11 protein-coding genes are annotated in these 13213 nt (G+C 74.3%); 5 read left to right on the top strand and 6 right to left on the bottom strand.

Going from position 1 to position 13213, the window contains the following annotated elements; genetic code table 11:
• Window positions 1–12: 12 nt before the first annotated feature.
• Both ACZ4D5_RS12515 and ACZ4D5_RS12510 read right to left on the bottom strand, forming a co-directional pair.
• Entirely contained in the window at window positions 13–666 is a 654-nt protein-coding gene (locus ACZ4D5_RS12515) for a M23 family metallopeptidase (RefSeq protein WP_467772318.1), read from the bottom strand.
• A 65-nt stretch (window positions 667–731) separates the two neighbouring features.
• Window positions 732–1676: a beta-ketoacyl-ACP synthase III gene (locus tag ACZ4D5_RS12510; RefSeq protein WP_467772317.1), complete on the bottom strand. Its 945-nt coding sequence runs from the start codon at window positions 1674–1676 to the stop codon at window positions 732–734.
• A 107-nt stretch (window positions 1677–1783) separates the two neighbouring features.
• Here ACZ4D5_RS12510 and ACZ4D5_RS12505 point away from each other — a divergent pair, with 107 nt between their 5' ends.
• Window positions 1784–2410, top strand: a complete 627-nt coding sequence (locus ACZ4D5_RS12505; RefSeq protein WP_467772316.1) for a TetR/AcrR family transcriptional regulator — start codon at window positions 1784–1786, stop codon at window positions 2408–2410.
• Here the strand turns inward: ACZ4D5_RS12505 and ACZ4D5_RS12500 are convergent.
• Window positions 2394–2531 (bottom strand): hypothetical protein, encoded by a 138-nt coding sequence (locus tag ACZ4D5_RS12500; protein WP_467772315.1) that lies wholly within the window; start codon window positions 2529–2531, stop codon window positions 2394–2396. The genes ACZ4D5_RS12505 and ACZ4D5_RS12500 overlap by 17 nt on opposite strands.
• A 132-nt stretch (window positions 2532–2663) precedes the next feature.
• Between ACZ4D5_RS12500 and ACZ4D5_RS12495 the strand changes: the two genes are divergently transcribed.
• Window positions 2664–3785, top strand: coding sequence for a hypothetical protein (locus ACZ4D5_RS12495; RefSeq protein WP_467772314.1), 1122 nt, complete (start codon window positions 2664–2666; stop codon window positions 3783–3785).
• Window positions 3786–3805: 20 nt separating this feature from the next.
• Here ACZ4D5_RS12495 and ACZ4D5_RS12490 read toward each other — a convergent pair whose 3' ends face one another.
• The 3 genes from ACZ4D5_RS12490 to bdeA form a co-directional block, all read right to left on the bottom strand.
• Window positions 3806–5392, bottom strand: coding sequence for a sigma-70 family RNA polymerase sigma factor (locus ACZ4D5_RS12490; protein WP_467772313.1), 1587 nt, complete (start codon window positions 5390–5392; stop codon window positions 3806–3808).
• 137 nt (window positions 5393–5529) lie between these two features.
• Window positions 5530–8367: a helix-turn-helix transcriptional regulator gene (locus ACZ4D5_RS12485; protein WP_467772312.1), complete on the bottom strand. Its 2838-nt coding sequence runs from the start codon at window positions 8365–8367 to the stop codon at window positions 5530–5532.
• A 99-nt stretch (window positions 8368–8466) separates the two neighbouring features.
• The gene (gene bdeA / locus ACZ4D5_RS12480; protein ID WP_467773010.1) at window positions 8467–9327 is read right to left on the bottom strand and encodes a bis(hydroxyethyl) terephthalate hydrolase; all 861 of its coding nucleotides are present in this window, start codon (window positions 9325–9327) and stop codon (window positions 8467–8469) included.
• Between the two features lie 296 nt (window positions 9328–9623).
• On the opposite strand from bdeA, the gene ACZ4D5_RS12475 reads away from it, so the two are divergent.
• The 3 genes from ACZ4D5_RS12475 (at window position 9624) to ACZ4D5_RS12465 (ending at window position 13212) form a co-directional block, all read left to right on the top strand.
• The gene (locus tag ACZ4D5_RS12475) at window positions 9624–9932 is read left to right on the top strand and encodes a hypothetical protein (RefSeq protein WP_467772311.1); all 309 of its coding nucleotides are present in this window, start codon (window positions 9624–9626) and stop codon (window positions 9930–9932) included.
• 161 nt (window positions 9933–10093) lie between these two features.
• The gene (locus ACZ4D5_RS12470; RefSeq protein ID WP_467772310.1) at window positions 10094–11521 is read left to right on the top strand and encodes an MFS transporter; all 1428 of its coding nucleotides are present in this window, start codon (window positions 10094–10096) and stop codon (window positions 11519–11521) included.
• Between the two features lie 98 nt (window positions 11522–11619).
• Window positions 11620–13212: an FGGY family carbohydrate kinase gene (locus ACZ4D5_RS12465; RefSeq protein ID WP_467772309.1), complete on the top strand. Its 1593-nt coding sequence runs from the start codon at window positions 11620–11622 to the stop codon at window positions 13210–13212.
• The last annotated feature ends 1 nt before the right edge of the window (window position 13213 follow it).

The raw sequence follows: 13213 nt of genomic DNA, 5'->3' as shown, positions 1-13213 counted from the left end.
CGCGCGCCGGCATCACCACAGGCGCGCGCCCCGCCGAGCCAGGTAGCGGAAGGGGTTGACGTCCGAGCCGTAGTGGCGCCGGGCCCGTATCTCCAGGTGGAGGTGGGGCCCGGTGGCGCGTCCTGTGGCGCCGCTGCTGCCGAGCCACGCCCCGGTGCCGACGCGCGCGCCCTTGCGGACGCCGATGCGCGAGAGGTGCGCGTACACCACGAAGTGCCCGTCCGGCATGCGTACGGTGACGGCGTTGCCGTACGCCCCCGACCAGCGGGCCAGCACCACCACTCCGCCGCCCACCGCGTACACGGCGGTGCCCCGGGGGACCGCGAGGTCGATGCCGGTGTGGTACCCGGCGAGCCAGTTGCCGCGTACGCCGTAGTGGGTGGTGATCCGATAGCGTCTGCGCAGCGGAAGGGCGCATCGTCCGGGGGGCCCGACCGGGGCGAGGCCGCGGTCCTCGTCCTCGGGGAACTCCGCGTCGGCGTCGGCGAGCGCCGCCTCGAACTCGGGGTCGTAGGTGGCCGCGCAGGAGTCCTCGGACTCCCGTCCGGCCCGTGGCCCCGCCGCCCCCATGGAGAGGGCGCCGCCGGCCAACAGCACCGCGGCCATGCCCAGTGCGTCACGTCGTGTCGTGCCCGCCTGACGCGGGCTGTCTATGTCGTAACCCATCGCAGACAGCAGACCGTTCGGCGCGGGTGAACGCACGTTGACTGCGCCATCCGGCGTACAGGGACTCAGGGACAGGCCACGACCTGCCCCGCCCAGGACAGGCCGCCGCCGAAGGCCAGCAGCAGGACCGGGGCGCCCGCCGGGACCTCTCGGCGCTCGGTCAGTTTGGACAGGGCCAGGGGGACGGACGCGGCGGAGGTGTTGCCGGAGTCGACGACGTCCGTGGCGATCACCGTGTCCTCGGGCAGGTCGAGTTGGCGGACGACGGCCTCGATGATGCGCAGGTTCGCCTGGTGGGTGACCACGCCCGCGAGGCCGGCGGGGGTGAGCCCGGCGCGGGCGCAGGCGTCACGGGCGATGCCGGGCAGATGGGCGGTGACCCAGCGGAAGACCGTCTGGCCCTCCTGCGCGAAGTGCGGGTGCCAGTCGCCGCGCAGGCGCACGGCGTCGCCGCGGGTGGGGTCCGAGCCCCAGACGACCGGGCCGATGCCCGCCTGCTCGTCGGCGCTCACGACGGCGGCGCCCGCGCCGTCCCCGAGCAGGACGCACGTGCCGCGGTCGGACCAGTCGGTGACGTCGGACATCTTCTCGGCGCCGATGACCAGGGCGTGCCGGGCGGCTCCGGCGCGTACGGCGTGGTCGGCGCCGGCGAGGGCGGTGGTGAAGCCCGCGCAGCCGTTGTTGAGGTCGTAGGCGACCGCGGCGGGGATGCCGAGACGGGCGGCGACCTGGGCGGCGGTGGACGGGCAGCGGTCGACGGCGGTGCAGGTCGCGACGGTGACCAGGCCGATGTCGGACGGCTGGAGCCCGGAGGCGGCGAGGGCCTTGCCCGCGGCCGCGGTGGCCAGGTCGGTCACCGACTCGTCCGGCGCGGCGATGTGGCGGGTGGCGATGCCGGTCCTGCGGCGGATCCACTCGTCGCTGGTGTCCACCAGGCCCGCCAGGTCGTCGTTGGTCAGGACGCGGGAAGGCTGGTGGTGGCCCAGGGCGGTGATGCGGGATCCGGACACGGCGGCGCTCCTGGAGAAGAGGGACGGTATGGGTGGGCTGAGCTGTCCGGAATATAGCAACCGATCGATCGGAATCTAAATGAGGGGTGGTTGGTTACGATGGCCGCATGAGCCCCCGCAAGTCCGTCGCCGAGGCCCGCCGCACGCGGGAGCGCATCGTGGAACGTGCTGTCGCCCTCGCCTCCGTCGAAGGCCTCGAAGGGCTGACCATCGGACGCCTCGCCACGGATCTCGGCATGAGCAAGGCCGGAGTCCTCGGCCACTTCGGCACCAAGGAGACCCTCCAACTCGCCGCGCTCGACGGGGCGTCGGCGGTGTTCTCCCGGACCGTGTGGGAGCGGGCGCGGCACGAGCAGCCGGGACTGCCCCGGCTGCGGGCGGTCTGCGAGGCCTGGATCTCGTATCTGGAGACCGAGCGGGAGGCCTTCCCCGGTGGCTGCCTCTTCACCACCGCGGCCGTCGAGTTCGACGCCCGGCACGGCGCGCCGCGCGACGCGGTGGCCCGGCTGTTCAGGGTCTGGCGCCGACGCCTGGCGGGGGAGGTGCGCACCGCCGTCGAGGCGGGAGACCTGCCCGCCTCGACCGACCCCGACCAGGTCGCGTACGAAATCGGCGGGATCTACCTCGCCCTGAACCAGGAGATCCAGCTCTTCGGAGACCCGGACGGGGCGACGGCGCGCACGCGCAAGGCCCTGGACAGGATCCTGGCGAACACCGTCACGCCCTGTGCGTGACGGTGAACGGCCGTGCCGCGAACGTCAGTTGCACATGGTCCAGGACGACGACATCGTCGCCGCCGCACGGGCCCATCTCGAAGGCGGGGCTCACCGAACGGGCCGTGCTTGAATCGACCACGGCCCCGTGGTCCACGACGGCGCACACGTCAAATGTCCCTTATGGGGCGGCGGGTGCAGCCCAGTTGGCGCGGCGGGCGTGAGATGCGGATACGGTGCTGACGTGATGATCGAGAGGGAGGGGACCGGGACCATGCCAGGAACCGTGCTGCTCATCGCGGCCGCCCCGGTGGGCAGGGGGCGGCTCGTGGACGCGGCCTCCGTGCTTCCCGTCCTCGCGGCGGTGTCCCCGGAGACGCTCGCCGGGACGCCGACCGCCAGCATCGTGGAACTCGCGGACCCGCTGGACCCGCAGACCGTGCTCACCCGGCTGCGGGCGGCGGCCATGGCGCCGGGACCCCTGACGGTCTGCCTGATCGGACAGGTCCATCTCGACCGGCGCCAGCGGCAGTTGCACGTGGCGCTCGCCCGCACCACCACCGCGACGGTGCGGTACACCGGGTTCCCCTGGCACTGGATCACGCAGGAGCTGCGGATCCGCCCGGCGGGCACCACCACGCTCCTCGTCGACCTGCACACCGACCAGGAGAGCTGGCAGCACCTCACCGAGCACCCCCTCGACGCGGGGCCCGACGTCGCGCTGTACGGCCGCGTCGCCCCACCGGCCAAGCGCCGTGCGCCCGCTGTCCCCTCGTACATGAAGGCGCTCGCGACGATACTTCGCAGCGGTCACAGACCACCGCTGCTCCAACTCCACCAGCAGGCCGCGGCCCAGAGCGTCGGAGACGGCGCCCAGGACCTGCTGCCCGCCCGCGAGCCCGGCGCGCACCACCTCCACCCACAGCAGGCCCCGGCCCAGGAGCCGGCACCGCAGCCGGCCGAGCCCACCGACCCGCACGCCGCCATCACCGCGGCGGTCGAGGCCGGCCGGCACGGCGAGGCCGCTGCCCTCGCGGCGTCGTGGGAGCAGAACGCGCTGCGCGTGCACGGCCCCGGCTCGAAGGAGGCCATCCACTGGATGGAGGTCCGCGCGGACCTGGCCAGGTTCGCCGGTGATCCGGCGCGCAGCTGCGAGACCTGGCTCGCGGTGGCCTCGGCCCGCCTCACCGCGGGCCAGGCCCCCGACTCCCCGGACGTGGAGGCCGCGGTGGACCGTGCCCATCACCTCTGGGACCGGGTCCGCGACCCCGACGCCGTACGCGCCCTCGGCCCCGCCATGGTGGCCCTGCGCCGCCAGGTCCCCGGCCGCCGCCGCGACACGCTGACGCTCGCGCAGCGGCGCCTGGAGCAGTTCCACAGCCAGCACGTCGGCTGACCGCGCACCGCCGCGGAGCCTCAGAGGGCGGTGCCGAACGCCTGCGTCCACCACGGGCCGCCGGACCCGTTGTGGACGCCCACGCCCATCTCCTTGAAGTCGCAGTTGAGGATGTTGGCTCGGTGTCCCGAGCTGTTCATCCACGAGTCCATCACCGAGGCAGGGGTCTGCTGCCCGCGCGCGATGTTCTCGCCGTACGTGCTCCAGCGGTAGCCCGCGGCCGTGATCCGGTCGCCGGGGTCCGTGCCGTCCGGGCTCGTGTGGTCGAAGTAGTCGCGGGCGGCCATGTCCTGGGAGTGCTTGGCGGCCGCCGTGGCGAGCTTGCCGTTGGAGCGGACGGGGCCGCACCCCGCCTTGGCGCGCTCGGCGTTGACCAGCGAGAGAACCTGCTCGGCGGTGCCGCTCGGCTTCGACGGCGCGGGGTCGGGCTTGTCGGGCTTCGGGGTCGGCTTCGGCTCGGGCTTCGCCTTGCTGGGGGTCGGGGAGGGCTTGGGCTTCTTCTTTTTCGTCTTGCTCGGGGTGGGCTTCGCGCTGGGGGACGCGGAGCGCGCGGGGGAGGGCGATGCGCTCTTCGACGCCGAAGGACTGGTGGGGGAGGCCGGGGCCGCTGCCGTGGACGGCGCGCTCTCGTCCGTCTCCGGACCGGTGAGCAGATGGACCGCGGCGCCGCCGGTGACGAGGGCGGCGACCGCGGCGGCCACCCCGGCCGTGCGGCGGCGGCGCCGGGCGCGCTCGTGACGGGCCTGCGCCCGTGCGGAGACCGGTGCCCCGCCGCCGCTGCCCGAGGAGGTGGCGGAGCCGACGTTGACCAGGTCGGGCGGCGCGACCGTCACCGCGAGCGCGGCCCCCGCGGGCACCAGGCCGAGCCCCACGAGAAGGCCCTCGGCAGGCACCAGGTTCGACCAGTGGCCCTCGCACGCCGAGCAGTTGCGGGCGTGCCGTGCCAGACGCTTGCGCCACAGCGCCGAGGGCACGCCGTCCCAGCCCGCGGTGATCTGCCGAAGGCCCGCGCAGGGCGGGTTCGCCGACAGGGCGCGGACGACGACGCGCGCCGTCTCCAGCTGGGCCTTCATCCGCTGCACCCGCACCGCCGCGTGCTGCGGGGAGAGCTCGAGAGCGTCGGCGACCTCCGCCCGCGTCAGCTCGCCCGCGGACTCCAGCCACCACAGCGAGAGCAGTGCCCGGTCGTCCTCGTCCAGCCAGCGGGTGGCCTCGGCGGTCTCCCTGCGCTGTCCGGAGAGCCCGAGGCGGGTGATGGTCAGGTCCACGAAGTCCGCGCCCGGATCCACCACGTCGTACGCGTCCACGAGACCGCCACCGGCGGGTATCGCACCGGAGGCGCGCTCACGCCAGTGGCCGCGTATCTGGTTCATGGTGATGGCGACCAGCCAGCTGCGGAAGTTCTCCGCAGTGCGCAGTCCGTCCAGGCCGCCGAGCACGCGGAGCATGGTCTCCTGCACCACGTCGTCCACGTCGGCATGGCCGTTCATGGCCCGCCCGACGATGTTGTAGACCAGCGGGAGGTACTCCGCCACGAGCGCGTCCTGCGCCTGCTGGTTCCCGTCCTGCGCTGCCCTGATCATCGCGACTTGGCGTTCGCTGCTCACGCTGTGACCACTTTCTGTGTGGGGGGCTGTCTCCTCCGACAAAGAGGAGACGCGCGGCCCGGGCCCGGATAACAGAAACCGGCCCGACTGCCCGCCGCCGCCTCCGGGAGCGCCCTCCCGCTGTCAGCGGCCGTCCACTATGCCGTGCCGCCCACCCGGCCTTCACGCGGGGTGGCGGGCTCCGACCTGGCCACGAGCCGGGACAGCTCGACGCGCGAGCGCACCCCCAGCAGGGCGAAGACATTGCGCAGGTGGTGGTCGACGGTGCGGGGGCTCACGGACAGGCGCCGGGCCACCTCGCGGTTGGTGGCGCCCTCCGCGACACAGCGGGCGATCCGCAGCTGCTGCGGCGTCAGCCGGTCCAGGCACCCGGGCGGCTCGGGCTCGCGGGCCTCGCCCGTCGCGCGCAGCTCGGCCCGCGCCTGCTCGGCCCAGGCACGGGCCCCGCATCGCTCGAAGGAGACGAGGGCGTCGCGCAGCCGCCCCCTGGCCTCGCCGGGGCGGCGCCTGCGGCGCAGCCACTTGCCGTACAGGAGCTGGGTGCGCGCGCTCTCGAAGTCGCCGCCGACCAGTTCGTGGCGGGCGAGCGCGGCGGTGTAGTGGGCCTCGCCGTCCCCGGGGTCCGCGAGCAGGGCGCGGCAGCGGGCCAGCTGGGCGGGCGCCTGCGGGTCCGTGCCCTGGGCCGCCCAGTCGGCGAACTCCGCGACGCACCCGCGTGCCGACTCGCCCTCCCCCGCGAGGACGGCCGCCTCCACGAAGCAGGGCACGGCGAGCATCCGCACGGCGAAGTGGCCGCGGCGCGGACCCGGCCGCACCACGGGACCCAGGCGCGCGGCGGCCTCGCGTACGCGACCTAGGCCCAGGTCGACGCGGGCCAGCGCCCACTGCGCCAGCGTCGAGGCCTGTGCGAGGCCGTGCCGGTCCGCGGTCCGTGCGGCGGCGGACGCATGGGCCGCGACCTCTTCGGCGCCGCCCTCGACGGACGCCACCAGAGCGAGGACCGCGTGGTGCCGCGCCGCGATGTTGCCCTGCCCGGTGCGGCGGGCGCTGCGCAGCCCTTCCTCGGCATGCGCCCTGGCCCGCGCGTGCCGCCCGGCCCGCAGCTCGGCATAGGCCAGGTACTCCAGGGCCTGGGGTATGTGGATGTCGGTGCCCTGCTGTCGTGCGGCGGCCAGGGCGCGGGCGTTGATGCGGGACGCCTCGACGAGGTCGCCCACGACGAGCGCCGCGACCCCCGCCCGCAGCAGCCGCGCGGGATCGTCCGCCTGCCGGCCCCGGGCGACGACCTTGCGCAGCGCGCCGCCGGCGGCGCCGAGCCGTCCGCGCATGACGACGGACATGGCGGCGCGGTACTCGTCGGAGAGCGCGTCCGGGTGGGGCTGTCGACTCTCCGGCTCTCCCTCCACCGAGCCTTCGGTCTCGCCTCGAACCTCACCTTCGGCCCCGCCTTCCGTCCCGTGCCGCAGCGCCGCGAGGTACGCCGCGGCGTCCCCCATGTCCCACGCCGCGGCCATCGCGCACAGCTGGGCCTCCCGGGCCCGGAACGGGTCGTGCGGGGTGAGGAGTTCCGCCGCGAGGAGGAGCGCCTCGCGGGCGTCGGCGACAGGCCCGTCGCCCAACGCCAGGCGCCCCAGAGTCAGTTCGACGGAGCCGCGCACCTGGGGGTCCGTCGCGTCGGAGCGGGCGGCGAAGAGCAGGTCGCGGGCGCGCGCGGGCAGACCGGCGAGGCGGGCGTGGTCCGCGGCCGCGGTGCGGCGCAGGGCGCGTTCCCGCGCGTCCTCGGTGAGGTCGGCCGCGGCGGCCAGCGCCGCCGCGCGCTCCGCGTGGGACGGGGCCGCCCCCGGCGCCTTCGCGGCCGCTGCCAGCGTGGCCGCGAGGGCGGGGTCGCGCCCCTCGGTCGCCAGCGCCCGGTGCAGGGCGCGGCGCAGCGGTGACGCGCGGCTGTCGTCGAGCACCGAGGCGAGCAGGCGGTGCGCGGCCCGGCGCCGGGCGGGCGCGGCGCGCGTGTACAGCGCCCGGAGCGGTCCCGGGGCGTCGAAGCGGATCCGGTCGCCCTCGCGGTGCGCGACCCCGGCCGCTTCCGCGGGGCGCAGCGACGCGTCGTCGAGGCCGAGCGCGGCTCCGGCCCGCAGCACGAGCTCCGCGTCGGCGCCGGGCCCGCCGCTCCCGGACTCCTGGGAGGCGGCCGCGAGCAACAGCAACTCGGCTGTGTCCGCCGGCAGTTCAGCGGGATCGATGCCGCGGTACGGCGATGCGGAACCGTCGGGCGACAGCGGGGGCAGCGGAGCCCGTCCCGCCAACTGCTCGGGTGTCAACCGCGCGACGAGCGCGTGGAGGAGGGCCGGACTGCCGCCTGCCGCGTGCAGGATCTCCTCGCGTACGACGGCGTCCGCCCCGCCCCGCGTCAGGTCGTCGAGGAGCGCGGCGGCCTCCGGCGGGGCGAGCGGATCCAGGTGTACGACGGGCAGCGCGGCCAGGTGCGGATCGTCCCCGCGGTGCTCGGCGACGGAGAGGACGAGGCCCACGGGGTGTGTTCCGCCGAGGCGGCGGGCGGCGAAGCCCAGGGCGGCCCGGGACTCGGCGTCCCACAGGTGGGCGTCGTCCACGCAGATCAGCAGGGGGTGCCCGGCCGAGAGTTCGTGCGCCAGGTCGAGCAGGCCTGCGGGGTCCCTGGGCGCCGCGCGACGGCCCGGGCCCGCGCACCACAGGGCGTGGAGCCCGCTGTAGGGGATCAGGGCCTCGGCCGGGACGGCGCGCGTGCTCAGAGTGGTGCCTGCCGCGGGGGCGCGGAGGGTGCGGAAGGCGTGGGCGGCATGGGTGAGCAGCGCGGTGCGGCCGAGCCCGGGGTCCGCGGCGAGCACCAGGGCTCCGCCCCGGCCGCCGTGCACCTCGGTCAACAGGGCGTGGAGGGCGTCCAGTTGAGCGCTCCGGCCGTAGATCCGGAGGGGACTCGCCGCAGTCGTCGGTCCGGCCACGGCCGTCACGCTACTTCCGCGTAACACTTCCCGGAAGCCTGCTCGTAAGCCTTCGCGGCCGCCCGCGCGTGAGCCCACGTGCGGGCGGCCCGGGCGAATTCAGGAGGTGTGCGGGCAGTTGCCCCTGTACTCCTCGATGGTTGCGCCGGGGCGCGGCAGCGGGCAGAGGAACTGCTCGTACCGCACGTCGTTGTCGATGAAGCGCTTCAGCCAGGAAACGCTGTACTTCGCGATCGTGGTGTCGGCGGAGTTGGGCGTGAAGTGGCTCGCGCCGTTCAGCTCCAGATACGCCTTGTCGAGCGCGCCGGGAAAGCTCTCGTAGAACGGCTCGGAATGCGTGGCGACCGGGGCGATGGTGTCGCCGTCCGCGCCGACGACGAGGGTGGGCGTGCGCAGTTCGGGCCAGGTCTTGTCGAGGTTCCAGCCGGTCAGGGGTATCGCCGCCTGGAGGGCGGGGCGGCTCTTGGCCGCCTCCAGGCTGCCGCCTCCTCCCATGGAGTGGCCCATGACGCCGAGCCTGCTGCCGTCGACGCGGTCGCGCACGGAGCTTCGCTGCGTCAAGTAGTCGAGCGCGGCCAGGAGTTGGGCTCCTCGGCTCGCGGGCTGGTCGAGCGTGGTGAGGGTGTCGATGGTGAAGACGACGAAGCCCTGCGAGGCGAGCCGCGGCCCGAGCCAGGCGATGGACGACTGGGTGCCGGTGTAGCCGGGGGATATCGCGACGGCCCCGAACGTGCCGTTGCTCGTGGCCGTCGGGTAGTAGACGGTGCCGCCGCCGAAGCCGGTGACGCCCAGGGACGACACCCTGGTCTCGGACACCGCGTAGTGACCGCGCGGCGCCTCGATGCTCGACACGGTGGGCTCGGGGCCGCGTTCGTAGGGATTCCCCGCGGCACCGGCGCTGCCCGACTGGGCGGTGACGAGGCCGCCCGCGGCCAGGAGGACGGCGAGTCCCGTCCGCAGGAGGCGGCCGCGGCACCGGCGGGTTCCGTGGGCGGCACAAGGGCTTGCGGTGGTCTCTCCGGTGGACTGCTGCACGGCGGTTGCTTCCTTCCGGGAGGGCGATTGCTGGCAGCGGTCACTGTCCGGGCACCTGCGCCCCGGGCACATCGGCGAAATCACCGGTCTTCGTGTGAAGGGCGGGAGCCATCGCGGTGAACCGCCGAGCGGGCCCGCGAGACCCGGCCCGTCACCGGGAAGAGCCGTAGCACTCGGGCGCCGCTTGCCGTGCGGGCCCTCTGAACAAGGAGTCACCGCGCATGCCCCGTCCCCGCCGCCTCGCCGCTGCCGCCCTGACGGGCCTCCTGGCAGCCGCCTTCCTGACCCCGGCCACGGCTGCGACCGCCGCGACCGCCGCCCCCGACCCCTGCGCCGCCATCGAGGACCGAAGAGAGGCCGGACTCTGCTACTTCGAGCTCGCCCAGACCATGGAGGACTGCTCTCCCGAGTGGAAGCGCGCCATGGCCGAGGTCCTGGCTTCAGGGGCCATCCAGTTCTTCGTGAACCCCTTGGAGCACTGCGGAACCTGCGGCAGGGACCGCGGCGGAAAACTCACGGCGAACTCTTGACGCCGCCGACAGCCCGTTCTTAATCTCGCCCTGTACTTCCTGCCGCGGCTTCGACCGCGGTGCTTTGGCAGGCACAGACAAAGACCACCTGTCGGTGGTTTCGTCGTGCCTGCTTTTTGTTGTCGTCGTGCCACCGGCGGGTCTTTCCCGAAGGCGGATTCATGGCACAACGTACGAGCGTCAGAGGCGTCGCCGACGTCGTTGCGCTCATCGACGGCCTCGGCGCGATAACCGGCCGGGCGCGCGTGATCTGGTTCCTCGTGTTCGGCGGGCTTTTCCTCGACGCCTATTCCAATGCCGCACTGAGCGCCGGGCTCGGTCCCATGACGACGCAGATGTCGCTCAGCAGCACCCAGATCTCGGTCCTGACGGCCACCGCGCCCGCGCTCGCGATCGTCTTCAACCCCGTGGGCGGCTGGCTCGCCACGCGGATCGGCCGGGTGCCCCCGCTGCTCGTCGCCAAGGTCTTCGCCGTCGCGGGCGCCCTGCTCGCCGCGTTCGCCGGTGACTTCACCACGGTCTGGCTCGGCCGAGTCATGGTGGGCGTCGCGTACGGCATCGACTTCGCGGTGGCGATGGCGCTGCTCGCCGAGTACACCCCCGCCAAGCTGGGCGGCCGGCTCAACCTGTGGCAGGCCGTCTGGTACACCGCCACCACCGGCAACCTCGCACTCGCCCTGGTCTTCTTCCACTTCGACGTCGGCGACGACATCTGGCGCTGGTCCGTGGGCTCGGCCGCCGTGGTCGCCGCCGCGCTGCTCGTGCTGCAGTGGCTGAAGCTCGTCGAGAGCCCCGCCTGGCTCGCCGGGAGGGGCCGCCTGGACGAGGCGGTGCGGGGCCTGGACCGGATCTACGGCATCAAGGCGCGGGTCGGGACGCCGGACGGGCAGACGCGGGCCGAGGCCGTGGCGCCCGCGGTCGGGATGCGGCAGGCCGGGCTGCTCTTCAAGGGCGAGTACCTGCCGCGCACCGTGCTCTCCTCGGTGATCTCCCTGGCCCAGTCCATGCAGTACTTCGCCGTCGGCTGGTACCTGCCGGTGATCAGCCTCGCCATCTTCGGGGAGAGCTTCGAGAAGGCCACCATCGGCTCGATGGTCTTCAACGCCTTCGGCATCATCGGCGGCCTCGCCTCCGCCTACTTCGGCCGCAGGCTCGGCCTCCGGCTCAGCTCGGCCGTCGGCTTCGCGGGTGTCTTCGTCGCCCTGATCGTCATGGGCCTGACCTTCGGCAGGATTCCCCTCGCGGCGGCGTTCCTGCTGCCCGTCGTGTTCATCCTCTGCCACTCCGCGGGGCCCGGCGCCAACGGCAAGTCCATCGCCGCCCTCTCGTACCGCAGCGACGTACGCGCGCTGGGCACCGGCGTCACCGGCATGGTCGGCAGCTTCGGCAGCGTCGCCGGGCTCTACCTCTTCCCGCAGATCAAGGACGCGCTCGGGCTCGGCCACACCTTCCTCGCGCTCTCCGTCGTCCCGCTGCTCGGCCTGATCACCTGCCTGGTCATCACGTGGGACCCCACGAAGGCCGCCTCGCCCGACGACAGCGCGACCGCCCCCGCCCCGACACCCGGCAGGACTCCGGCCGCGCGCTGACCGGCGAAGGCCTCCGCGCGCCCCACGATGGTCCCGCTCCCCGAGCCCGCGAGGGCCCGAACCCGCACTGCCCCGAGCCCGCACTTGAAAGGCCCGCAATGACGCAGAGGTCCCACGGCGCCGCACGACGGCGCGGTGTGCTCGCCATCGACGAAGGAACCACGGGCACCCGAGCCGGCGTCGTGCTCGACTCCGGCGCCGCCCACCAGGTCTTCTACCGGCCCATCAAGGTCGGCCACCCGGACGAACTCTCCGTGGAACAGGACCCGATGGAGATCTGGACCGCCACCCTCGACGTCGCCCGGCACGCCGTCGGCCGGGCACGCGAGGAGGGCATCGAGATCACCTCCGTCGCCCTGTCCACCCAGCGGGCCACCGCGCTGCTCTGGGACCGCGTCACCGGACACCCCCTGCTGCCCGCCGTCGTCTGGCAGGACCGGCGCCACGCGCACGACCTCATCGCGTACGAAGAGGAGTGGGACGCCCGGCTGCTCGCCCGGCAGGGGCGGCCCGTCGGCTCCCGCGCCCCCTTCCTGTGGGCCGCCCGGCAGATCGCCGAGCACCCGGACGTCGCCGCCGCGCACCGCGAGGGCAGGCTCTTCTTCGGCACCGTCGACACCTGGCTGATCTGGCGCCTCACCGGCGGCGCCGTGCACGCCACGACGCCCACCAACGCCGCCTCCACCGGCGGCTATCTGCTGACCGAGCACGCCTGGGACGAGGAGTGGATCGCCGCCCTCGGCTTCCCCGTCGAGCTGCTGCCCGAACTCCGCGCCGACGACGCCGGGTTCGGCCCGACCGACCCGGCCGTCCTCGGCATCTGTGTCCCGCTGGCCGCGGCCATGGGCGACCAGCACGCGGCGCTCATCGCGCTCGGCGGGCTCGGCGCGGGTCAGGGCATGTGCGTGTACGGGACCGGCGCCTTCGTGGACGCCGCGACCGGGCCGCGCGCCGCCCTGCCCCGGCCCGACATCACCGGAGTCGTCGCCCAGCCCGCCTTCCGGCAGGGCGCCACCACGCACTACAGCCTGGAGGCCTACACCTCCACCGTGGGCTCCGCCCTGCGCTGGCTCTGCGACGACCTCGGCCTGTTCGCCTCGCCGCAGGAACTGACCGAGCTGGCCGGGCAGGTGGGCCACCGGCCCGGCCGCACCCCGTGGTTCGTGCCGTCGCTCGCGGGCGTCCGCACTCCCGTATGGCATCCGGAGGCCACCGCCGCGCTCACCGGCCTGACCCTCGCCACGACCCGTGCGGACGTGGCCCGCGCGGTCCTCGACGGCATCGCGCACTCCGTGTGCGACCTGATCGACGGCGTCGCCGACACCATGGGCGCCCCCTTCGAGCGGATCGGCCTCGGCGGGGGAGTGTCCGGCAGCGACCCCCTCATGCAGACCCAGGCCGACCTCACGGGCCTGCCCCTGGAGCGGGTCACCGACTCCGCCACCGCCAGCCTGCGCGGCACCGCCTACCTCGCCGGTGTCGCCCAGGGCCTGTGGTCCTCGCTCGACGAGGTCGTCGGGGCTCGGCCCCGCGGCCGGATCTTCACGCCCACCATCCACCCCGACGAACGCGCCGCCCGGCGCGCGCGATGGCGGCGGCTTCTCGTCGGGCATCTGTCGGACCCCGCGCCCGCCGCACCGAAGGCACCACCGACGGCTCCCGCGCCGTCACCCCGAACCACCAGGAGTTGAT

The sequence above is a fragment of the Streptomyces sp. NPDC025651 genome (assembly GCF_055558735.1).
This window is presented reverse-complemented; position numbering and strand designations above follow the sequence as displayed.

Bases quoted from the DNA above. Each gene is read 5' to 3' on its own strand.
- ACZ4D5_RS12470 (WP_467772310.1), top strand. From the start codon at position 10,094: ATGGCACAACGTACGAGCGTCAGAGGCGTCGCCGACGTCGTTGCGCTC.
- ACZ4D5_RS12495 (WP_467772314.1), top strand. From the start codon at position 2,664: ATGCCAGGAACCGTGCTGCTCATCGCGGCCGCCCCGGTGGGCAGGGGG.
- ACZ4D5_RS12465 (WP_467772309.1), top strand. From the start codon at position 11,620: ATGACGCAGAGGTCCCACGGCGCCGCACGACGGCGCGGTGTGCTCGCC.
- ACZ4D5_RS12475 (WP_467772311.1), top strand. From the start codon at position 9,624: ATGCCCCGTCCCCGCCGCCTCGCCGCTGCCGCCCTGACGGGCCTCCTG.
- ACZ4D5_RS12515 (WP_467772318.1), bottom strand. From the start codon at position 666: ATGGGTTACGACATAGACAGCCCGCGTCAGGCGGGCACGACACGACGT.
- ACZ4D5_RS12505 (WP_467772316.1), top strand. From the start codon at position 1,784: ATGAGCCCCCGCAAGTCCGTCGCCGAGGCCCGCCGCACGCGGGAGCGC.